This is a genomic window from Streptomyces sp. NPDC006512 (genome assembly GCF_040611935.1).
Lineage (GTDB): Bacteria > Actinomycetota > Actinomycetes > Streptomycetales > Streptomycetaceae > Streptomyces.
Window position 1 is genome coordinate 21,871 of sequence record NZ_JBEXPG010000063.1, and the last position, 21,064, is coordinate 42,934.

The following is a 21,064-nucleotide window of genomic DNA, read 5'->3' on the forward strand; positions in this document are numbered from 1 at the left end:
ATGTCCCCACTCCTCGCATCTCCCCGCGCCGCGGCGGCCGTTGCCGCGGCGGGCCTCGTCCTGCTATCACCGGTGCCGCAGGCCGCGTACGCCTCGGCACCGGCCTCCGCACCGGCCGCCGCCCCGGAACGCAAGTGCACCCTGCCCGCGGGCCTGACCGAGATCAGCGGGCTCGCCATGAGCACGCGCCACCCCGGCGTCTTCTACGCCGTCAACGACAGCGGCAACACCAACCAGGTGTTCGCCGTCGACTGCAACGGACCCACCGGACAGCTGCGGGCCACCCTCACCGTCGCCGGCGCCACCAACACGGACTGGGAAGCCCTGGCCCTCGGCAAGGACCAGGCCGGCCGCCCGGTGATCCTCGTGGGCGACATCGGCGACAACTTCAGCGGCCGCGCCGAGCTCACCGTCCACGCCCTCCCCGAACCCGACACCCTCGCCAACGCCACCGTCACCCCCGCCACGTACCGCTTCGCCTACTCCGACGGCCGCCACGACGCCGAGTCGCTCCTCGCCGACCCGGTGACCGGGCAGCTGTACGTCGCCAGCAAGCTCATCGGCGCCACCGGCCGGCTCTACAAGGCGCCGCTGCCCCCGCAGCCCGGGCAGCTCAACACCCTCACCCCGGTCCGGTCCGGCCCCGTCTTCACCACCGACGGCGCCTTCTCGCCCACCGGAAAGTCCTACGCCCTCCGCAGCGGCGGACCCCTCGGGGCGAACACCGCCACCGTGTACGACGCGGCGACCGGAACCAAACTCGCCGATGTGGCCCTGCCCGCCCAGCCCCAGGGCGAGATCGTGACGTACGCCGACTGCGCCACGCTCCTGGTGGGCTCCGAGAACGACAACCAGATCTGGCGCGTGCCGCTGCCCGCCGAGGCCGCACCTGGCTGTGACGGCACCACCCCGCCGCCCACCGGTGACCTCAAGCTAGCCAACCCCGGCCCGCAGACCTGCAAGTTCAACCAGAGCTGCACGATCCAGCTCACCGCGACCGGCGGGAAGCCCCCGCTGCGCTACGCCGCGAGCGGACTGCCCTGGGGCCTCGTCCTCGACACCGCGACCGGACGCATCAGCGGCAAACCGTGGGCGTCGGGCACCGTCCAGCTCACCGCCACCGCCACCGACTCGACGGGAGCCTCCGCCACCACCGCCTTCCCGCTCACCCTCAGCTGGTTCTAGTGCCGTGACCGCACGAGGGCGGGGCGGCATCAGGAATCCGTCAGGGTTGCGCGGTTCCGTGTGAGGAGAACGTCAACGACCGCGCCCCGCCACCCGGCAAGGCCTTCCATGGGAGTCCGTGGCCGAAGGACCGTGGCCGGAAACGAGAGAAAGAGAAAGAGGGGCGGGGCGCATGCCGAGAGTCGTGGTCGGGGTGACCGGAACCCCGGGGAGTCTCACCGCGCTGCACCGGGCCGCCGCGGAAGCGCGGGCACGGGGCGCGGAACTGCGCGTGGTGCTGGCCTGGCAGGCGCCGGGAGGCGGCCTCGGCAGCCGGGGCGGCTCCGGGGTTCCGGCGCCGGCGGATTGCCGTGCGGCGGCCGTCGAGCGGTTGCGGGAGGTGCTCGACGGGGCCTTCGGCGCGGCGCCGCCCGGCGTCACCCTCACCGGCTACACGGTGAGGGGCACCCCGGGCGCCGTCCTCGTGGACGTCGCCCGCGACGCGGAGGACCTCCTCGTGATCGGTACGGGACCACGCGTCCCGCTGCGCCGGCTGGTCCGTCCTTCCGTCGCCCGGTACTGCCTCGCGCACGCCGCCTGCCCGGTCCTCGTCGTGCCGCCGTCTCCCCTCGAGGCCGAGCTGGACGCCGTGCACCGCCGCAACTTCTGGCGGCTGCCGCTGGACGTGCGGGAGCTGACCTCCTGAACCGGCGCCGTACCCCCTTCTGCCGGACGGCGTTCCGGCCGTCCGGCAGAAGGGGAGTGACGTGCTTCCCGCCGGTCAGCGCAGCGGAGTGAAGTCGCGCGAGGCGATGAACGACGGGCGCCGCACCGGCGCGGCGAAGGGCTCCGCGGGCAGGTTCTCCACGCTGTTGAACACCAGGAAGACGTTGCTGCGCGGGTAGGGGGTGATGTTGTCCCCCGAACCGTGCAGCGCGTTGCAGTCGAACCAGGTCGCCGATCCGGCGTCACCGGTGAACTGCCGGATGCCACAGGCGGACGCGAACCTGCTCAGCGCCTCGCGGGAGGGGGTGCCGGCGTCCTGCATCTGCAGCGACCTCTTGTAGTTGTCCTTCGGCGTCTCTCCCGCGCAGCCCAGGAACGTCCGGTGGGAACCCGGCATGATCATGAGGCTGCCGTTGGTCGCGTGGTTCGGCGTGAGGGCGATGGACACCGAGACCGTCCGCATCCGGGGCAGTCCGTCCTCGGCGTGCCAGGTCTCGAAGTCGGAGTGCCAGTAGAAGCCGCTCGCGCCGAAGCCGGGCTTGGCGTTGATGCGGGACTGGTGGACGTACACGTCGGAACCGAGGATCTGCCGGGCCCGGTCGGCGATCCGGGGATCGGCCGCGAGCCGTGCGAACGCCTCGCTGATGCGGTGGACCTCGAAGACCGAGCGGACCTCCCCGGACCCGGGCTCCACGACGGCGCGCTCGTCGGCCCGGACGGACGGGTCCGCCACCAGCCGGTCCATCTCGGCCCGGTACAGCTCGACCTCCTCCGGGCGGATCAGCTGCTCGTCGGTGAGGAACCCGTCGCGCTCGAAGCCCTCCAGCTCGCGCGCCCAGAGCGGTCCCGGGGTGCCGGGTTCGGACCACACGACGGGGTCCTTGCGTCCGACGAGGGTCTCCTCGGAGCCCCGGGTGGGATACAGGTCGGCGAGGGTGCGTTCGGTGACAGTGGTCATGGCGGTGCTTTCCTCTCCTCTCGGATTCATACGGTGCGCGCGGTGCGGTGCGGCGCGGTGCGCGGTCGGGTCAGACCGGGTCCGGCTCGGTGAGCAGCGGGTACACGCCGTTCTCGTCGTGGTCCTCGCGGCCGGTGACCGGCGGGTTGAAGACGCACACGCAGCGGAACTCACGGACCACGCGCAGGGTGTGGCGTTCGTGGCCGTCGAGGACGTAGACGGTGCCGGGCGTGATGGTGTGCTTCAGGCCCGTCTCCTCGTCGGTGAGTTCGGCCTCGCCCTCGACGCACACCACCGCCTCGACGTGGTTCGCGTACCACATGGAGGTTTCGGTGCCGGCGTACAGGACGGTCTCGTGGAGGGAGAAGCCGACGCGTTCCTTCGCCAGGACGATGCGCTTGCTCTCCCAGGTGCCGGAGGCCGCCTTGACGTGGCGGTCGGTGCCCTCGATGTCCTGGAAGGATCGGACGATCACGGTGGAAGTCCCTTTCGTCGTCGGGGTGGTGCGGGATGCGGCCGTCAGGCGGTCTCGCGTACGGACCGGGCGAGGATGTCGAGGCCCTCTTCGAGCTCGTCGGCGGACACGGTGAGCGGCGGAAGCAGCTTGACCACCTCGCTCTCGGGACCGGAGGTCTCGATGAGGAGTCCGTGCTCGAAGGCCCGGTTGCAGACCTCGGCGGCGCGTTCCTTGCGGGTGAACTCCAGCCCCCACACCATGCCGCGGCCCCGGTACGAGGCGCCGTCGCGCTCGTGGTCGGCGCAGAGGTCGACGAGGGCCCGTTCGATGCGGGCGCCCTGGACGCGGGTGCGTTCGCGCAGGACGCCGTCGCGCCAGTAGGTCTCCAGGGCGGCGGTCGCCGTGACGAAGGCCGGGTTGTTGCCGCGGAAGGTGCCGTTGTGCTCGCCGGGCTCCCAGATGTCGAGCTCGGGCTTGAACAGGCACAGCGCCATGGGGAGTCCGTAGCCGCTGATGGACTTGGAGACGGTGACGATGTCGGGCGTGATGCCGGCCTCCTCGAAGGAGAAGAAGTCACCGGTGCGGCCGCAGCCCATCTGCACGTCGTCGACGATCAGCAGCATGTCCCGGCGGCGGCACAGGTCGGCGAGGGCGCGCAGCCATTCGGCGCGGGCCACGTTGACCCCGCCCTCGCCCTGCACGGTCTCCACGATCACCGCGGCGGGGTTGTTGAGGCCGGAGCCCTGGTCCTCCAGGAGCCGCTCGAACCAGAGGAAGTCCGGAGTGCGGCCACCGAGGTAGTTGTCGAAGGGCATCGGCGTGCTGTGGACCAGCGGAACGCCGGCACCCGCGCGCTTGAAGGCGTTGCCGGTCACGGCGAGCGAGCCCAGGGACATGCCGTGGAAGGCGTTCGTGAAGGAGACGACCGCTTCGCGCCCCTTGGCCTTGCGGGCGAGCTTCAGCGCCGCCTCGACGGCGTTGGTGCCCGTGGGGCCGGGGAACATCACCTTGTACGGCAGTGCGCGGGGGGCGAGGACGGTGGAGTGGAAGGTCTCCAGGAAGGCCCGCTTGGCGGTCGTCGACATGTCCAGGGCGTGCGTGATGCCGTCGCGCTGGATGTAGTCGACCAACGCCTGTTTGAGCACGGGGTTGTTGTGCCCGTAGTTCAGCGAGCCGGCCCCGGCGAAGAAGTCCAGGTAGGTGCGTCCGTCCTCGTCGTGGAGGCGGCTGCCCTCCGCGCGGTCGAAGACGACGGGCCAGGCGCGGCAGTAGCTGCGCACCTCCGACTCGACGGTGTCGAAGACGGTCGGGCTCGGTGCGGTGGTGGTCAAGGTGATCCTCTCCTGAGGTGCTCTGGGGCGGTCGGTGCTGTTCTGTGGCGGACGCGGTCGGGGGGCGGTCAGGGGGACAGGGGGGCGATCCGGTGGAGGACCTCCGCCTCGTGTGCCCCCGCGTTGCCGGGGAAGTCCTCCTCGGCGAAGAGGACCTTCCGGGTGACGCGGGCGCCGTGGCGTTCGGCGTAGGACGCGAACAGCCGCTCCGACGCGGTGTTTCCGGGGCTGATGGTCGTCTCCAGGCCGTCGATGCGGTGCTCGGCGGCGACCCGTGCCGTGAGGTGGTCGAGGAGCTGCCCGGCGACCCCCTGGCCGCGGGCGGCCGCGTCGACGGCGATCTGCCAGATCAGCAGCGTGGCCGGGGCGTCGGGGCGCAGGTACCCGGTGACGAAGCCGACCGGCCGGCCGGCTTCGTCCCGGGCGACCGCGGAGGTCCCGGCGAAGTCGCGGCACCACAGCAGGTAGCTGTAGGGGGAGTTGACGTCGAGGGTCTTCGTGTCACGGGCGATGCGCCAGAGGGCGGGGCCGTCGGACACGGTGGGCCGGTCGGCCCGGATGCCGGGCCGGGTCGTCGGGGCGGGGGTTCGGGAACGGGTGGCCGGAGCTGCGGGTGCAGTGGTCATGCGGGCCGAAGCTACCGACCGTCGGCCGAAATCACATGCCGCGACGGGGTTCCGCCCGCGGATCATCCGTGTTATCCGGCGGCACGGCCCGACCGGTCGAAGCCCCGGTCGACCGGGGCGGAAAGGGTGGGTTTATCCGGACAATTCACCCCACCCCCCGCGAAAGTAACGAGACGATAACGACTTCGACCTGTCCCATATGCGTGATGTGAGAGCCGTGACATTCGCCGCCGGCCCCGTTTCGGCACGACGGAACGGGAAAGACGCGCTGCTCCCGGAACGCGGGACGCGGGGGCGGGTCAGCCCTCGGGGGGCCGCCCCTTCCAATGGGCGGCCAGGTGCTTGCCCCAGCTGCTGTTCGCCTGCTCGAACTCCTCCTCGCAGCGGTACGCACGGTGCTTCGGCAGCCATTCGTCCGACACCACCCAGGCGTACTTGACCTGGTCGGAGCCGTACAGCATGCACAGCTGGTTGTAGTAGCGCTGGGCGCTCAACGCGTGCTCGTCCGAGTAGTCGGGGGTGCCGGCGGCTTCCCTGCGGGCCTCCAGCTTCTTCGCCCACAGGGTGCTGCGCGTGGTGTCCCCGCTCGGGTCGACCGCGAGGAGCAGCAGCACGGCCAGCTCGTCGGCCGCGTCCTCCTCGTTGCCGGTGAACGGCAGGTCGTAGACGTGGATGACGGCGTGGCCGAGTTCGTGGAAGTAGGTGCCCAGCATCGCCCCGGCCACGTCGGCCAGGACCGGGTCGTGGGTGGCGCCCGGGTCAGCGGCGTCCACTTCCGCGTTGGCCTCCGTGAACATCCGCTCCCGCTGCGCGGCGTACTCGTAGCAGAGGTTGATGTACGGGTGCTGGTAGAAGGCGTTGGCCTGTCCGCACTGCACCGCCCGGACGACGATGTCCGTCGGGAGGGTGAGGCGGGCGTTGGACAGGGCCACGTACTTCTCCAGGTACTCGCCGCCCTCCATGATCTCCCGGCCGCGCGCCGCCGCGCCCCCGTCACGGCGCGTGATCGGCGCGTACTCGCCGCGGAACGCGCCCTCGGCGCTCGCCGACGGCTCCGGGGTGACGGCGCGGACCGAGGCCGCCGCCGGCGGCGCCACCGCGCACAGGCTCCAGGCCGCGGCCGCCGCCACGGCGGCGAGGGACGTGCTCCAACGGTTCACGGCAGACCTCCGATCGGCCCGGTCCCCGCACCAGCATCCCGCGGGAAGGCCGTACGGGCGATTCCGCCGGGCCGTTCGAGTGGGCTGCGGGCTCCTCGACTTGCGGGCCGGCCGGACGTGTGGGCGTCCGGCGCGGACCGTGGAGCGCCTGGTCCCCGGGGGAAACCCGGTTGCGGCCGGGCGGCGCAGTCGCATCTCCTGGGACGTCGGAGATCATGGCGCCGCGCGGCCCGGCCGGGACGGCGCGGCAGAGGGGCTGGTGGAGCCGGTGGGGACACGCACGCTGAGGTTCGACCTGTACGCGGACACGGACGGGCTCGCCTGGGTCGGGGAACTCGTCGACCGGGAAGCCGCCTCCCGGCGCGCCCGCGTCACGGCGCGGACCGTCGTACGCGCCCGCCCCGACGGCGGGCCGGCGGACGACGGGCACGACGGCCTCCTCGCGGAGCAGTGGGCCGTAGAGAACCCCGGGCTCAGCAGCGGCGGACGGGAGAGCGTCGGACTGCGCGTCCGCCTGGACTGTTCGCTGCGCACCTACCGGGCCGTCCGCAAGGCGGTGATCCGGGGCCTGTGCCCGGAAGGCACGGCCCCGCACACCTGCCGCGTGCCCTGGTCCGCCTGGTGACGCCGGGCCCGTACGCGCGGCCGGTGCCGGCGGGCCCCGGACCCGCGCGGCCCCCGGTCAGTCCACGAGCACCCCGGGGTTGAGGATGCCCCGCGGGTCCAGTGCCCCCTTCGCGGCCCGCAGCGCGAGGGCGAAGGGCTCGGGGCGCTGGCGGTCGTAGCCCGGCCGGTGGTCCCGGCCGACGGCGTGGTGGTGGGTGATGGTGGCCCGGTGGCGGTGCAGGACCTCGCCCGCCACGGCCTTCAGGTCGTCCCACAGGGCCACCTCGTCACCGGCGCGGCCCGCGGCGAGGACGGTGAAGTAGGGGGCCGCGCCGTCCGGATACACGTGTGTCAGGCGGCAGTTGACGGTCGCCGGGTGGCCGGTGGCCTTGAGTGCGGCCGCGCCGACCTCGGTGCGCACCGCTTCGATCAGGCCCGGGATCCGGTCCCAGGTGGCCGCCGTCTCGAACGTCTCCGCGACGGCGCCCATCCTGGCCAGCCCGTCGCGGAGGTACGGCATCCGCAGGAACGCCGAGCGCCAGGCGCCCACCGCCGCGTCGCCGCCCGCACCGCCGGACGGGTCCCCGTCCGGGATCCCGCCCTTGCCGCCGTACGAGCGGGCCAGGCCGACGGCCCGCTCCAGCCGGTCCGCCACCGGCGCGTCCGCCGACTCGAAGCCCAGCACCAGCACGGCGCTCCCGTCCCGCGCCGCGCCCGACAGCGCGGCCTCACCGGCGTCCAGCAGACGGCAGTTGGCGGGGGAGAGGTCGGACCGGGCGAGCGTGCGCACCGCCCGCAGCGCGTCCTGGAAGTCCGTGAAGGAGACCGCCGCGGACGCCTTGTGGCGGGGGCGTTCCTGGAGCCGCACCCACGCCTCGGTGATCACGCCCAGGGCCCCTTCGGAGCCCAGGAACAGCCGGTCGGGGGAGGGGCCCGCCCCGGAGGCCGGCAGCCGCCAGGAAGCGCTCGTACCGGCCGGGGTGACGACGCGCATCGACTGCACGAAGTCGTCGATGTGCGTGCGGCCGGTGGCGTAGTGGCCGCCCGCGCGGGTGGCCAGCCAGCCGCCGAGGGTGGAGAACTCGAAGCTCTGCGGGAAGTGCCGCAGGGTCAGGCCGTGGGGCCGCAACTGGTCTTCCAGGGCCGGTCCGAGGGTGCCTGCCTGGATGCGGGCGGCCCGGCCCTCGGTGTCGACCTCCAGGACGCGGCCCATGGCCGTCAGGTCGAGGGACAGCACCGCCCGGTGGGCGTCGCCGCGGTATTCCACGCCCCCGCTGACCGAGGAACCCCCGCCGTACGGGACGACGGCGACCTGCCGGTCACCGGCCCAGTCCAGCAGGGCGGCCACCTCGCGCTCGTCCGTCGGGCGCGCGACGAGGTCGGGTACGCGGCCGGGGCGCCCGCGCAGGGCCCGTACGACGTCGCGGTACGCCTTGCCCATCGCGTGGGCGGCGCGGTCCGCCGGGTCGGCGGTGACCAGGTGGGCCAGGCTCGTCGGGGGTTCGAGGACGGGGGCGCCGATGCCCAGGTCGCGGACGCGGGGCACGGGGAGCGGCCGGGCGAGGGTGCCGGGGAGCAGGGCGCCCAGCGCGGCGCACTCCGCGTCGTCGGGATGGGCGTCCGACCAGCCCCAGCCCCACCAGGAGCGGCTGCGGGACGTCGGCTGCGGGGTGGTGCCGGTCATGGGTGCGCTCCGGAGGTCGCAGGAATTTACCTTGAGGTAAATTACCTACTGATAATATCGGCTCATGGCAACCCCTCCTTCGAAGGCCGGCACCAAGGGAGTCCCGCGCGAGCACCGCCGCCGGCAGATGCTGGACGCCGCCACGGAGGAGTTCGGCACCCGTGGCTACGCGGCCGCGTCGCTCCCCGCCATCGCCGCGCGCGTGGGCGTCACCAAGACGCTGCTGCACCAGTACGTCGGCACCAAGGAGGAGCTGTACGTCGCCTGCCTGGTGCCCGTCGGCGAACGGCTCCTGGAGACGATCGGCACGGCCATGGGCCCGGACCCGGCCGCGCCGCACACGCCGCTGCGCGTGCTGCACGCCCTCTTCACCGCCCTGGAGGGGCAGCGGGAGGCGTGGTTCGTGCTCTATGACACCTCGCTGCCGCCCGGCGGCGAGGCCGAGCGCCGGGCTTCGGCGTACCGGTCGGCCATCGACCGGCTCGCGGCCGGCGGCACCGCCGCACTGCTGCGCGCGGCCGGCTCGACGGACCCGCTGGACGCGGACGCGCTCAAATACGTCTGGCGGGACCTGGTCGCCACCCTCGTCCGCTGGTGGGTCAAGCACCCGGAGCAGACGCCGGCGGCCATGACGCGGCGCTGCGCCCGTCTCTTCGCGGCCGCCGCGGGCCTGGCTTCGGACGCGTCCGCCGTCACCGGCGAGCCGGACGGCGGCTCCGGCTGACCCCCGGCCCCCGCCGCCCCGTGCGCCCCCTGCGGATTTCGAGGTCCACCGGACGGGTCTCGCGGTGGACTGCGAGGATGCGGGCATGGACCGAGTACTGAGCCGGCGGGAAGCGTCGGAGGCCGTCCACGACTACGGCTGGCACTTCCTGCTGGGCACGTTGCGGACGTCGGTCCCGGTCGGATCGTTGGCTCGGGCGATCGGCCTGGCGGCGGACGCCGTCGCGGTGTGCGGCAGCAGCGCCGACCGGCACCTCCGGGTCGATGCCCGCCCCCAGCGGCTCGTGCTCACCCTTCAGTCGCCGGACCACGCGGCGGTGACCACCCGGGACGTCGAACTCGCGCGCCGGATCTCCACCGCCGTCAAGGAGACCGGGTCGCCGATGACGGAGCCCGAGATCGGAACGGGGGCACCGCGGTCCGTCCAACTCGTGGAGATCGCGATCGATGCGCTGGACATCGCCGGGATCCGGCCGTTCTGGAAGGCGGTGCTGGGCTATGCCGACGAGGCGGGCGCCGAAGGACCGGAGGATCCACTCGTCGACCCCGTCGGGCAGGGCCCCGCGATCTGGTTCCAGCAGATGGACCGGGCACGCCCCCAGCGCAACCGCATCCACTTCGACGTCTGCGTTCCCCATGACGAGGCACCCCGGCGGATCGAGGCGGCGCTGGCGGCAGGGGGCCGGCTCGTGTCCGCGACCCGGGCCCCCGCGTTCTGGGTGCTCGCCGACGCGGAGGGGAACGAGGTCTGCGTGACCACGTGGCAGGGCCGGGACGACTGAGGCGCGCTCCGAAACCTCCGAGACCAGGAGGCGTGTTCGGCTAGGAGGCGTTTTCGTCCTTGAGGCCCTGGTCGGCCTTGAGCTTGCGCCACGCCGTCCCCAGCGCCTCCATGTCCCGCTCGTCGAGGAGTCCGGTGAAGACCGGTGCCAGGACCTCGCGCCGGGTGGCGTCGGCCTCGGCGAACACCGTGCGCCCCGCGTCCGTGAGGGACACCTCCACCGACCGGGCGTCACGCGCCGAGGGCGTACGGGTGACCAGCCCGCGCGCCCGTAGGGCGTCCACGACCCGGGACACCTGGCTGCGGCTGAGCAGCGTGCTGTTGCCGAGGACCGAGGCGGGTACGGGCTCGGGGCTCGAAGCCAGCCAGAGCATGACCTCGAACCAGGACACGGGCAGGTCATGGGCCTTCACCAGGGCGCGGTCCACGCGGTCGGTCAGCACGGTGCCGGCCCAGACCAGCCCGTAGAACGCGTAGTCGGCCGCGGGCATCTCGGCTTCGGTGAGCTTCTTCGGCATGTCGGCAGTCTAGAGGTTGCGTGCGCACGCACATAACTTTATGGTGTGTGTGCACGCACATAAATTACGTTCCGTGAAAGGCGACCGCCATGTCGACCCTCCCCACCACCCCCCGCACCGTCCTGATCACCGGGACCTCCTCCGGCATCGGCCTGGCCGCGGCCGTCGCGGCCGCCCGCGCGGGATGGCGCACGATCGCCACGCTGCGTGACACCGGCAAGGCCGATGCCCTGCGCGAGGCCGCCGCCGACGCCGGCGTCGAACTCGACGTCCGGCAGCTCGACGTCGTCGACGAACGTTCCGTGGCCGCCGCCGTCGACGGTGTGATCGCCGACTACGGACGCCTGGACGCCGTCGTGAACAACGCCGGCGCCGGACACGTCGGGACCCTCGAACTCGAAACCGTCGCCGACGTCCGCGAGGTCATGGAGGTCAACTTCTTCGGCGTGCTGAACGTCTCCAAGGCGGCGCTGCCCCACCTGCGGGCCACCGGAGGCCGCCTGATCACGGTCACCAGCGTGGGCGGCGTCGTCGGCCAGCCCTTCAACGAGGCCTACTGCGCCGCGAAGTTCGCCGTCGAGGGATACATGGAGAGCCTGGCCCCCGTCGCGGGCGCCGTCGGCGTGAGCGTGTCCGTCGTCGAACCGGGCGCGGTGGCCACGGAGTTCGTCAACAACCTCGGACTCGACATCGAGGGGCACGTCGCCGCGGCCGGTCCGTACGCCGACGCGCTGCGCCACTACGTGGACCGTACGGTCGGCCAGTTCCTGGACGGCGCCCAGACCCCCGCCGGTGCCGCCGAGGCCGTCATGGAGGCGCTGACCGCCGACCGCCCCGCGTTCCGCATCCAGACCTCGCAGTGGGCCCGCGACTTCACCGGGACCAAGCTGGCCGACGGCGACGGCTCCGCCGTCCTCGGCATGACCGGAGCCTGGGTCGCCGGAGCCTGACGGGCCCGCCCGGCCGAACTGCGCCCCGCGCTGAACCGGGCCATGATGGCCGGACATGCCCGAACCGGGAGGTGACGCGTACGCATGGACGAATCGCGACGGGCCTGGATCACCGTGGGCGGCGTCATGGCCGTCATCCTCCTCAACCTCACGGCCATCGTCCTGATGAACACCCTCGGACGATGACGGGGGCCGGCTAGCCCCCCGCGCGAAGGCTCTCGTCCGTGACGTGGAGCTCGCGCAGCGCCCGGGACCGGAACGAGGTGTTCCAGTGCAGGGCCGCGGGTTCGGCGACCGCCAAGGCCGGGAAGCGGGCCAGCAGCGTCGTGAGGGCGGTCGACACCTCCAGGCGGGCCAGGGGCGCGCCGAGGCAGTAGTGCACGCCGTGGCCCAGCGCGAGGTGCGCCAGGTCGGTCCGCCCGGGATCGAAGCGGTCCGCCTCCGGGTACCGCTCGGGGTCGCGGTGGGCGGAGGCAAGGCAGAGCAGCACCGTGTCGCCCGCCGGTACCGCGGTGCCGCCGATCTCGACGGGCTCGGTGGGGAAGCGCCGGATGGCGCTCTGGTTGGGGTGGGCGTACCGCAGGAGTTCCTCCACGGTCGCGTCGAGGAGGCTCGGGTCCCTGCGCAGGGCGTCGAGCCGGTCGGGGTGCCGGAGCAGGGTGAGCGTTCCGCCGCTGATCAGGTGCTGGGTGTTCTCGGTGCCGGCCAGCAGGATCAGGAAGGCGAGCGAGACGAGCTCGTCCTCGGTGAGCCGGTCCTCGTCGTCGCGCGCCACGATCAGCGCGGACAGCAGGTCGTCGCCGGGACGGGCCCGGCGCTCGGCGACCCAGCGCAGCAGCAGCCCGTAGATCCCCTTGACGGCGGTCGCGACGTCCTGCGGTCCCGCCGGCGCAACCATCGCGCCGCCCCACGCGGCGAACTGTTCCCGGTCCGCCTCGGGGGCCCCGAAGAGGTCGCCGATGACGCGCAGGGGCAGCGGTGCGGCGAAGCCGGCCACGAGGTCCGCCCGGCCCTCGGCGGCGATCCGTCCGGCCAGCTCGGACGCCAGCCCCTCGGCCGCGGCCGTCACCCGGGGGCGGAGGGCGGCGGTGTGCCGCGGGGTGAACGCCTTGGAGACCAGGCGCCGCAGCCGCAGGTGGTCCGCGCCGTCGAGGTTCAGCAGGTTCGCGTCGAGGGCCGGGGGCAGGGAGAAGCCGCGGTAGCCGCTGCCCGCGTGCTTCTTGTCGACCGAGAGCCGGGGGTCGGCGAGTCCCGCCCGGACGTCGGCCTCCCGGGTCACCAGCCAGGCGAGCGTCCCGTCCGGCAGGGCGACCCGGTGCACCGGACCGGACTCCCGCAGCCGGCCGAGGACGCCGTGCGGATCGTCGCGGTAGGCGTCGTCGAACGGGGTGGCGCCGGGGTGGGCTGCGGACGGTGCGGTCATGGGTGTCCTCTGTCGCGGGGCGGGGGCGGGCCGGGCGGCCGGCGGACGGCCGCACGGTGGCGCGTCCTCGACCCCATGATGATCCACGGCGCCGCCCGGCCGTTCGAATCCGGACATCGGGAGACGGCCCGCGCGCATGACGGAGCCCCTGCGTGTCGAACACCGCTGATCGACGCGCAGGGGCTTCCTTCGCCGCGCCGCCTCGGGGCCGCGAGAGCCGCAAGCGGTCCCTGGGGGCGGGGCGTCCGCACCAGTGAACCAAGGGCCGACCCGTGGGGACGACTGGTTCCTGCAACGGAATCAGGCCACTGGGGCCCGTGTGATTGCAGTGAATCATCCAAGAGCCGAATCGCGCAATATCTCGCGCACCTGCAAGGGTAAGCCTTAAGTTCAGGTGGCAAATGCGCAGTGGCGGTCCCTGTCGTCTCGGCGTTCGGTAGGTTGGGGTGATCACGTCGGCGCCAGGTGCGCGCGGCAGGTATCCGGCAGGTATTCCAGGAGGTTCTCCGCATGGCAGCCCCAATGCGCCACCAGCTGTTCTCCTACGGCACCTTGCAGTTCCCCGAGGTCCAGCTGGCCCGGTTCGGCAGGCCGCTCGAAGGGGCTCCCGACGCGCTGCCCGGATTCCGGATCACCTACATCCGGATCACCGACCCTGAGGTGATCGCCGCGAGCGGCACCGACCGGCACCCCCTGCTCGTCGCCTCCTCGGACGAGGCCGACGCCGTCGAGGGCACGGTCTTCTCGATCACCGACGAGGAACTGGCCTCCGCGGACGACTACGAGGTCGACGACTACGCCCGGACCCGGGTCCTCCTGCGCTCCGGCACGAAGGCGTGGGCCTACCTCGGCGCGCAGGCGGCCCCGGCCGCCGACGGGGAGTCCGGTCCCGCCGCCTGACCGGGCCCCGGGCCCCGCCGACGTCACTCCAGGTCGAGCAGCTGCTCGTGGAACCCTCCGAAGCCGCCCCGTTCGTCCACGAGGTGGACCTCCAGGATCCAGTGGCACCGCCAGCCGGCCCGGTCGGTGCGGCGCAGCGGGGTGTCGTTGTCGGGGGTGATGTACGACTCGGCCTTGGCCCCGTCGATGGTCTCGTGCGGGAACTCGCCGACCAGGTGGCCCGCGTGCCAGCCGCCGAGGCTCCAGCCGGCCTCGTGCGCGAGCCGCTCGACCTCGGCGTACAACTGCCGTCCGGTGATGTGCGGATCGGCCCGGAAGGCCCGCCGTCCGCCGGCGAAGGCCTCTTCGAGGCCGTCGCGCAGGCGGTGCTTGGCCGGATCTTCACCGAAGACGAAGGTCCGGCCGAAGTCGGCCTCGTACTCCTCGAAGATGGGGCCGAAGTCGGCGAAGGCGATGTCGTCCCCGCCGATGATCCGGTCCGGCGGGTTCTCCTTGTACGGGAACAGGGTGTGGGGCCCGGAGCGGACGATCCGCTTGTGCCAGTGCTTGGTGGTGCCGAACATCTCGTTCGCGAGGTCCCGGATCCGGTCGCTGACCTCCCGCTCACCGGCTCCGGGGGCGACCAGGCCCCGGGCTTCGACCTCGGTGAAGAGACGTACGGCCTTGCGCTGGGCCTCGACGAGCCCCAGGGCGCGCAGCTGCTCGTCCATGCGGTCGGGTACTCCCATGGTGCTGTTCCTCTTCCCGGTGTTACGGGGTCGCGCGCACGATCACGAGCGATCCCTGGTACGTCGCCTGCGTACGCAGGTGCCCGAAGCGATCGTCCCAGGCCCCGGACTCCAGATCGCGGCGCAGTGTCCCGTCGAAGCGTTCGCGGACGCCGTCGTCGACGAAGCTCCAGGCGGAGCAGGCCTGCCGGGCGGCGGGGTCGAGGAGCATCTCGGGCCGTCCGTAGTAGGCCTCGTTGAAGCCGTCGGTGCAGTCGAGGGGGATGGGTACGGTCTGGACGGTGCCGCTGCCGCCCAGGGCGGCCGCCATGTCCTCGATCGGAGGGTACCGGCGGGCCTCGGTGTCGAGGACCTCGGGGGCGTACTCGTGGAGCCAGAAGTCGCGCACGAGCTTGGGGTCGCAGGTCAGGACGACGACCGGGCCGCGGGTGACGCGGCGCATCTCGCGCAGGCCGGCCGTGACGTCGTTCCACTGGTGGACGCTGAAGAGGGTCATCGCGCCGTCGAACTCCCCGTCCCCGAAGGGGAGGGACTCGGCGACGGCGTCGACCGCTCGGGCGAGACGGGCCGGGCGCTGGGCCCGCATGGACTCCGAGGGTTCCACGGCCGTCACCGCGCGGGCCGCGTTCTCGTACGATCCGGCGCCCGCGCCGACGTTCAGCACGGTCCGCGCCCCGTCCAGGGCCTCGGCGATGAACCGGGCGACGCGCGGGTCGGGCCTCCGGTAGGAGGCGTAACCGGTGCCGACGGCGCCGTAGTCGACGTCTCCGGCGCTGCCGTCCTGGGTGCGTGCGTTCATGGGTCCTTACCTCGCCTCGTGAGCAGGAACATGGAGGGGCGCCACGGGTCGCGGCGCGCGGGTCGTGCGGGAGCGGGGGTGGCTGCGGTGGCTGCGGTGGCAGCGGGCGGGGCGCTATGACCAGAGCGCGAAACGCTCCCAGCCGCCGTCGCCGCCGCCGGTGGCTCCGACTCCGGCGCGTTCGTAGCGCAGCCGTGTGTGGAGGCGGCTCTCGGCCGCCTGCCAGAACTCCACCTCGGTCGGCTCCAGCGTGTACAGCGTCCAGGCGGAATCCACGAGCGAGGGCTCGCGCCGGATCAGGGCCAGGGAGCCCGCGACGGCCCGCTCCTGCTCGGCCGGGTCCGTCAGGTACTGGCTCTGGCGGCCCAGCAATGACTCCGCGCGGGCGGTGGCCGAACGGCCCAGGAAGTCCGCCGCGTTGTCCCGCGCCGAGCCCGTGGTGACGCTCCCGCGCACCCTCACCTGCCGGCCGTGCTCCGGCCAGTAGAAGGTGAGCGCCGCCCGCGGATGGCACGCGAGCTGCCCGCCCTTGGGACTGAAGGCGTGCCCCGCGAAGCTCCACCCGGAGGCGTCCACGCCCTTGAGGATCAGTGTGCGGGCGTCGGGGTCACCGGCCGCGTCCACCGTCGACAGCGTCATCGCGTGCGGATCGGGAACGCCCGCCGCGACCGCCTCGGCGAGCCACGCCAGGAACAGGGCGGCCGGTTCGGCCGGAGCCCGGTCGCGGTCGAACGCGGGCAGCGGGCGCGCGAACACGTCGATGCTCCTGAGCCACTGGCGGACGTCCGCGCCGCCGCCTCCTGTGTCAGCCACCCGATACGCCTTCCTCCGCCCGGCAACCCTTCACCCGCCATCCTGCATCTGCTACCTGATCGATGGCAATCGCATGGCAAATGCTTAGTTGATCGGCCAAAAAACGACACCGGTGCCGGTTGGATGTTGGAGAGAGCCACGACTCGGCTCCCGCCCGCCGAACCGGAGCGGAACAGGAAACTTAGGGTAGCCTTACTTGCGGGGGTGGCTCGGTGTGGAGAGCCGGGCCCCGCCCGTGACCAGGGGCGGGCCCGTGATCCCCGGAGTCCCGGACAGGCCGGGCACTTCAGTCTGTGGAGGTAGGCCCGTGGCCACAACCGCTCTGCTCGGCGACCCCGTTGCGAGCCGGACGCCCGACACCGTGGTGGACGACGACTTCATCGCGGCCGGCGGACACCCCCTGCACGTCCACGACTTCCACCAGTTCCTCTACGTGCCCATGGGCCGGATCACGGTGACCATCGGCCGCGAGGAGCACCAGCTCGACCCCTCGGTCGGCCTGTGGATCCCGGCAGGGGTGTGGCACAGCGCCCGCTTCGAACCGGACTCGCTCATCGTCGTCGAGGCCTTCGACCCCGAGGCGCACCACCTGCCGTACCCCGGGCCGGCCGTCATCAACGTCACCGGCGCCCAGCGGACGTTGCTGCTCGCCCGGATGCGCAGTTCGGAGCCCGTCCCGGACGATCCGGCCGTCTTCGCGGCGCTGAGCGGCGGACACCCGGACTCCCTGCCGCTGCCCCAGCCCGTCAGCCGGGCCGCCGCGGAGGTCGCCCGGCTGCTGTCCCGCCGGCCCAACGACCCGCGAACCGCCACCGAATGGGCCCGGGACGTCTACACCAGCTCGACCAGCCTGCGCCGTTCCTTCCGGGACGAGACCGGCCTGGCCTTCTCCGAGTGGCGCACCCGGCTGCGGCTGAACTGCTCGCTGGAACTGCTGGCCCAGGGGCTCCTGGTGGGGACCGTGGCCGCCCGCGTGGGCTTCACCAGCGTCAACGGCTACATAGCGGCCTTCCGGCGCTACTTCGGTGAAACGCCGGGCTCCTACAGCCGCCAGTCGCCCTGACGGCCCCCGCGGCACGGCACCGGACCCGGCCCCGGCGCCGTGGCGACCCGCAGCGGCCGCGCCGACGCCGGGGCCGCCGCGGGCCGCCGTCACCAGGCCGCGGCCACCCCGTCGGCGGTGGTCACGTACGCGCACCGGCCGGCCGCCCACTCCAGTGCCATCCGGTGCTCCGCGGCCGAGAAGTCCGCCACCGCGTCGGCCACCACGAACGCCTGGACGTCCTGCATCCAGGCGTCGCAGGCCGTCATCATGACGCCGATGTGCGCGTACACCCCGGTGATCACCAACTGGTCCCGGCCGAGGGCGCGCATCCGCTCCAGCAGGTCGGTACGGACGAAGGCGCTGTACTTCCACTTCGTCAGCACGGTGTCCCCGGGCCCCGGCGCGACGGCCGGCGCGATCGCCTCGGCCTCGGGGTCGGCGGGCAGCCCGGGACCCCAGAAGTCCTGCTGGAGCCCCCGCTCCCGCGCGCTCTGGTTCCCCGGCTGCGCGGTGTAGAACACCGGGACGCCCGCCCGGGCCGCCTCCTCCCGGAGCCGGGCCACCCCCCGGAGCAGTCCGGTGACGGGCTGCCGGGTGGCGTCGTAGGCGGACAGGAAGTAGTTCTGCAGGTCGTGGACCAGCAGCACCGACCGCCGCGGATCCGGCTTCCAGTCCACCCGGTTCGCGGGCAGTTCGGCGGCGGTGGGCATCGGGTAGGGGGCGACGGCGGGCAGGGCCATGGGAGTTCCGTTCGGAGTGCGGGGGAGGCGGCAGCGGGGGAGGGGGAGGGCAGGGGGAGCGGTTCGGATCAGGGGCGGGCGGGGGTGCGGGTGCGCAGGTCCTTCTTGGAGATCTTGCCGACCCCGGTGGTGGGGAAGGCGGTGACGAACACCACCCGGTCGGGCACCTTGTACGCGGCCAGCCCGCGTTCCCGTACGAACCTGCGCAGCGCGGTGCCCGTGGCGGGCTCGGCGTCCGCGCGCAGGATCACGTAGGCGCAGGTCCGTTCGCCGAGGTAGGGGTCGGGCTCGGCGACCACGTTGGCGTCGTGCACGGCGGGGTGGGCGAGGAGGTGGTTCTCCACCTCCTCGGCGGCGATCTTCTCCCCGCCGCGGTTGATCTGGTCCTTCGCCCGCCCCTCGACCACCAGGTGGCCGGTCGGGGTGGCCCGGACGAGGTCGCCCGTACGGTAGAAGCCGTCCTCGGTGAACGAACGGGCGTTGTGCTCGGGGGCGTTCCAGTAGCCGCGGATGGTGTAGGGGCCGCGGGTGAGCAGGTGACCGACCGTGCCGGGCGGCACCGGCCGGTCCTCGTCGTCGACGATCAGGATCTCGTCGTCCGGTGAGATGGGCCGCCCCTGGGTGGTGACGACGACCTCCTCGGGATCGTCGAGCCGGGTGTAGTTGACCAGGCCCTCGGCCATCCCGAACACCTGCTGGAGGGTGCACCCCAGGGCGGGCCGCACCCGGCGCGCCGCCTCCTCGCTGAACTTGGCGCCGCCGACGAGGAGGACCTCCAGGCTGCTCAGATCGTGCGTGGTGTGCCCGGCGGCGTCGGTCCACAGCAGGGCCAGCGGCGGCACCAGGCCGGTGATCGTCACCCCCTCCGCCTCGATGAGGGGGAAGGCCACGTCGGGCACCGGCTGCGGGGCGAGCACGACGCGGCCGCCCGCGTACAGCGCGCCGAGCGAACCGGGCGACGAGAGCGGGAAGTTGTGCGCGGCCGGCAGGGCGACGAGGTAGACGGAGCCGGCGTCCACCCCGCACAGCTCGTTGGAGCCGCGCAGCGAGTAGAGGTAGTCGTCGTGGGTGCGGGGGATCAGCTTCGGCACGCCCGTACTGCCGCCCGACAGCTGGAGGAAGGCCAGGTCCTGCGGGCCCGGCTGGTGCGCGGGGAAGTCCGGGCCCGGATCCTCGGGCACCTCGGCCAGGGCGGTGAACCTCCCCGGATCCCCGTCGGCCACGAACACGTGCCGCAGCTCCGGCGCGTCCTCCCGTACCGCCGCGGCCAGTTCGCGGTAGTCGAAACCGGCGTGCGCGGAGGGGATCACGTAGGCGGCGGCCCCGGTGAAGGAGCAGAAGTACCCGATCTCGGAACGCCGGTGGGCGGGCAGCGCGAACACGGGCAGCGCCCCGAGGCGGAACAGTGCGAACACCACCTCGAAGAACTCGGCGCAGTTGGGCAGCTGGACGACGACCTTGTCCCCGGCTCCGATGCCGCGGGCGGCGAAGCCGGCGGCCATCCGGTCGGCCCGCAGGTCGAGTTCGCCGTACGTCCAGGTACGACGGCCGCCGTCCGGGCCGCCGGCTGGGTCTACGACCGCGATCCGTTCGGGGTGGGCGGCGGCCCGTTCGGCGAGCATGCCGCCGAAGGTCTCGCCGCGCCACCAGCCGGCCGCCCGGTAGCGGTCGGCGAACTCGGCGGGCCACACGGGTGCCTGGGTGCTCACAGCGCGACCCCCACGGCCTGCAGGAACGTACGGAACTTGGCGGCGGTCTCCGCGGTCTCCTCCTCGGGACGGGAGTCCGGGACGATCCCGGCCCCGGCGTACAGCCGCAGTCGCCCGCCGCCCCGCCCGCCCCCGCCGTCCTCCGCCTCGGCGCAGCGGATGGTGACGACCCACTCGCCGTCGCCGGACGCGTCCTGCCAGCCGACCATCCCGGTGAAGAAGCCCCGGTCGAAGCCCTCGGTCTCGGCGATGACCCGGCGCGCGACATCGGTCGGGGTCCCGCATACGGCCGGGGTGGGGTGGAGGGCGCCGGCCAGGTCCAGGGCGGTCAGCTCGGGGCCGGCCACGGTCGCGGTGAGGGTGGTGGACAGGTGCCACATGGTGGCCGTCCGGATCAGCGTGGGCCGCTCCGGTACGACCAGGCCGGTCGTGTACGGGGCCAGCGCACGGCGCATGGCGTCGACCACGACGGCGTGCTCGTGCAGGTCCTTCGGCGAACGGAGCAGGGCCGCGGCCCGGCTGACGTCCTCGGCGAGATCGGCGCTGCGCGGGGTGGACCCGGCGAGCGGATTGGCGACGAGGCGCTCCCCGCGGCGGGACACCAGCAGTTCCGGGCTGGCGCCGACGAGGGTCCGGCCGGGGCCGGTGGGCAGGGCGAAGGTGTAGGCGCCGGGGTCCCGGCGGGCCAGCCGCTGGAGCATCGCGGGCAGGTCGAGCGGGGCGTCGGAGGCCAGGTCCAGGGCGCGGGCGAGGACCACCTTGGTGAACTCGCCCGCGCGCATGCGCCGGACGGCGTCCTCGACCCCCCGGCCGTAGACCTCGGGCTCCGGGACGGGGGTCACCGTCCACCGGGCGCCGGAGGCGGGCTCGGGCGGCAGGGCGATGAGGGGGTCGGAGGCCAGCGGAGGTCCCTCGAACACGGTCTCCGGCACGACCAGGGCGGCGGGCGCGTCCGGTGCGAAGGGGATGCTCCCGATCACCAGGGGCCGGGCGTGGCCGCCGCCGGCGGCCCGGGCCACGGCGGAGCGGACCCGCTCCGGAAGGGGGCGGCCGTCGTCGGGCACCTCCGCGTGCACGCCCTCGGTGAGCAGGGTGCGGGTCGGGGTGGCCAGGAAGCGCAGCCCGGGCCGGTAGGCGTCGAGCAGGCTGGTGGCGGCGCCCACCGAGGGGTGGGCGGGCTCGCCGGCTGCGGTGGGGGTGGCGGTTGGGTGGACCGTCGGCAT

The 21,064-nt window shown here is 73.2% G+C and carries 22 protein-coding genes; 8 read left to right on the plus strand and 14 right to left on the minus strand.

Going from position 1 to position 21,064, the window contains the following annotated elements:
• Both ABZZ17_RS32425 and ABZZ17_RS32430 read left to right on the plus strand, forming a co-directional pair.
• Positions 1-1,185, plus strand: coding sequence for an Ig domain-containing protein (locus ABZZ17_RS32425; protein WP_356881467.1), 1,185 nt, complete (start codon positions 1-3; stop codon positions 1,183-1,185).
• A gap of 172 nt (positions 1,186-1,357) precedes the next feature.
• The gene (locus ABZZ17_RS32430) at positions 1,358-1,870 is read left to right on the plus strand and encodes a universal stress protein (RefSeq protein ID WP_356881469.1); all 513 of its coding nucleotides are present in this window, start codon (positions 1,358-1,360) and stop codon (positions 1,868-1,870) included.
• Positions 1,871-1,945: 75 nt separating this feature from the next.
• Here the strand turns inward: ABZZ17_RS32430 and thpD are convergent, their stop codons facing one another.
• From thpD to ABZZ17_RS32455, 5 genes are all read right to left on the minus strand, one after another.
• Positions 1,946-2,848, minus strand: a complete 903-nt coding sequence (gene thpD / locus ABZZ17_RS32435) for an ectoine hydroxylase (RefSeq protein WP_356881471.1) — start codon at positions 2,846-2,848, stop codon at positions 1,946-1,948.
• 70 nt (positions 2,849-2,918) lie between these two features.
• On the minus strand, positions 2,919-3,323 hold the full coding sequence (locus ABZZ17_RS32440) for an ectoine synthase (RefSeq protein ID WP_356881473.1): 405 nt from the start codon (positions 3,321-3,323) through the stop codon (positions 2,919-2,921).
• A gap of 44 nt (positions 3,324-3,367) precedes the next feature.
• Positions 3,368-4,636, minus strand: a complete 1,269-nt coding sequence (gene ectB / locus ABZZ17_RS32445; RefSeq protein ID WP_356881475.1) for a diaminobutyrate--2-oxoglutarate transaminase — start codon at positions 4,634-4,636, stop codon at positions 3,368-3,370.
• A 68-nt stretch (positions 4,637-4,704) separates the two neighbouring features.
• On the minus strand, positions 4,705-5,262 hold the full coding sequence (gene ectA / locus ABZZ17_RS32450; protein ID WP_356881477.1) for a diaminobutyrate acetyltransferase: 558 nt from the start codon (positions 5,260-5,262) through the stop codon (positions 4,705-4,707).
• 299 nt (positions 5,263-5,561) lie between these two features.
• Positions 5,562-6,422 carry a DUF4344 domain-containing metallopeptidase gene (locus ABZZ17_RS32455; RefSeq protein WP_356881479.1) on the minus strand — a complete coding sequence of 287 codons (861 nt, stop codon included), beginning with the start codon at positions 6,420-6,422 and terminating at the stop codon, positions 5,562-5,564.
• A 268-nt stretch (positions 6,423-6,690) separates the two neighbouring features.
• Here ABZZ17_RS32455 and ABZZ17_RS32460 point away from each other — a divergent pair, with 268 nt between their 5' ends.
• A complete protein-coding gene (locus ABZZ17_RS32460; protein ID WP_356881481.1) occupies positions 6,691-7,047 on the plus strand; it encodes a hypothetical protein in 357 nt (118 codons plus the stop codon).
• Positions 7,048-7,104: 57 nt separating this feature from the next.
• Here the strand turns inward: ABZZ17_RS32460 and ABZZ17_RS32465 are convergent, their stop codons facing one another.
• On the minus strand, positions 7,105-8,712 hold the full coding sequence (locus ABZZ17_RS32465; RefSeq protein ID WP_356881483.1) for an FAD-binding oxidoreductase: 1,608 nt from the start codon (positions 8,710-8,712) through the stop codon (positions 7,105-7,107).
• A 64-nt stretch (positions 8,713-8,776) separates the two neighbouring features.
• On the opposite strand from ABZZ17_RS32465, the gene ABZZ17_RS32470 reads away from it, so the two are divergent.
• Both ABZZ17_RS32470 and ABZZ17_RS32475 read left to right on the plus strand, forming a co-directional pair.
• Positions 8,777-9,436: a TetR/AcrR family transcriptional regulator gene (locus ABZZ17_RS32470; RefSeq protein WP_356881485.1), complete on the plus strand. Its 660-nt coding sequence runs from the start codon at positions 8,777-8,779 to the stop codon at positions 9,434-9,436.
• An 85-nt stretch (positions 9,437-9,521) separates the two neighbouring features.
• Entirely contained in the window at positions 9,522-10,217 is a 696-nt protein-coding gene (locus tag ABZZ17_RS32475) for a VOC family protein (protein WP_356881487.1), read from the plus strand.
• 40 nt (positions 10,218-10,257) lie between these two features.
• On the opposite strand, the gene ABZZ17_RS32480 is transcribed toward ABZZ17_RS32475, so the two are convergent.
• Positions 10,258-10,734, minus strand: a complete 477-nt coding sequence (locus tag ABZZ17_RS32480) for a MarR family winged helix-turn-helix transcriptional regulator (RefSeq protein WP_356881489.1) — start codon at positions 10,732-10,734, stop codon at positions 10,258-10,260.
• 89 nt (positions 10,735-10,823) lie between these two features.
• On the opposite strand from ABZZ17_RS32480, the gene ABZZ17_RS32485 reads away from it, so the two are divergent.
• Positions 10,824-11,684 (plus strand): SDR family NAD(P)-dependent oxidoreductase, encoded by an 861-nt coding sequence (locus ABZZ17_RS32485; RefSeq protein WP_356881491.1) that lies wholly within the window; start codon positions 10,824-10,826, stop codon positions 11,682-11,684.
• Positions 11,685-11,880: 196 nt separating this feature from the next.
• Here the strand turns inward: ABZZ17_RS32485 and ABZZ17_RS32490 are convergent, their stop codons facing one another.
• Entirely contained in the window at positions 11,881-13,107 is a 1,227-nt protein-coding gene (locus ABZZ17_RS32490) for a cytochrome P450 (protein ID WP_356881493.1), read from the minus strand.
• Between the two features lie 510 nt (positions 13,108-13,617).
• On the opposite strand from ABZZ17_RS32490, the gene ABZZ17_RS32495 reads away from it, so the two are divergent.
• The gene (locus tag ABZZ17_RS32495; RefSeq protein WP_356881495.1) at positions 13,618-14,007 is read left to right on the plus strand and encodes a gamma-glutamylcyclotransferase family protein; all 390 of its coding nucleotides are present in this window, start codon (positions 13,618-13,620) and stop codon (positions 14,005-14,007) included.
• 23 nt (positions 14,008-14,030) lie between these two features.
• Here ABZZ17_RS32495 and ABZZ17_RS32500 read toward each other — a convergent pair whose 3' ends face one another.
• The 3 genes from ABZZ17_RS32500 to ABZZ17_RS32510 all read right to left on the minus strand — a co-directional run bounded on the left by ABZZ17_RS32500 (position 14,031) and on the right by ABZZ17_RS32510 (position 16,347).
• Positions 14,031-14,735: a M24 family metallopeptidase gene (locus ABZZ17_RS32500; RefSeq protein ID WP_356881497.1), complete on the minus strand. Its 705-nt coding sequence runs from the start codon at positions 14,733-14,735 to the stop codon at positions 14,031-14,033.
• Positions 14,736-14,757: 22 nt separating this feature from the next.
• On the minus strand, positions 14,758-15,534 hold the full coding sequence (locus ABZZ17_RS32505; protein WP_356881499.1) for a class I SAM-dependent methyltransferase: 777 nt from the start codon (positions 15,532-15,534) through the stop codon (positions 14,758-14,760).
• A 114-nt stretch (positions 15,535-15,648) separates the two neighbouring features.
• A complete protein-coding gene (locus tag ABZZ17_RS32510; protein ID WP_356881502.1) occupies positions 15,649-16,347 on the minus strand; it encodes a pyridoxal 5'-phosphate synthase in 699 nt (232 codons plus the stop codon).
• 307 nt (positions 16,348-16,654) lie between these two features.
• On the opposite strand from ABZZ17_RS32510, the gene ABZZ17_RS32515 reads away from it, so the two are divergent.
• A complete protein-coding gene (locus ABZZ17_RS32515; protein WP_356881504.1) occupies positions 16,655-17,410 on the plus strand; it encodes an AraC family transcriptional regulator in 756 nt (251 codons plus the stop codon).
• An 89-nt stretch (positions 17,411-17,499) separates the two neighbouring features.
• On the opposite strand, the gene ABZZ17_RS32520 is transcribed toward ABZZ17_RS32515, so the two are convergent.
• The 3 genes from ABZZ17_RS32520 to ABZZ17_RS32530 all read right to left on the minus strand — a co-directional run bounded on the left by ABZZ17_RS32520 (position 17,500) and on the right by ABZZ17_RS32530 (position 21,064).
• On the minus strand, positions 17,500-18,132 hold the full coding sequence (locus ABZZ17_RS32520; RefSeq protein WP_356881506.1) for an isochorismatase family protein: 633 nt from the start codon (positions 18,130-18,132) through the stop codon (positions 17,500-17,502).
• Between the two features lie 68 nt (positions 18,133-18,200).
• The gene (locus ABZZ17_RS32525; protein ID WP_356881508.1) at positions 18,201-19,841 is read right to left on the minus strand and encodes a (2,3-dihydroxybenzoyl)adenylate synthase; all 1,641 of its coding nucleotides are present in this window, start codon (positions 19,839-19,841) and stop codon (positions 18,201-18,203) included.
• The gene (locus ABZZ17_RS32530; protein ID WP_356881510.1) at positions 19,838-21,064 is read right to left on the minus strand and encodes an isochorismate synthase; all 1,227 of its coding nucleotides are present in this window, start codon (positions 21,062-21,064) and stop codon (positions 19,838-19,840) included. Before ABZZ17_RS32530 ends, ABZZ17_RS32525 begins: the two co-directional genes overlap by 4 nt.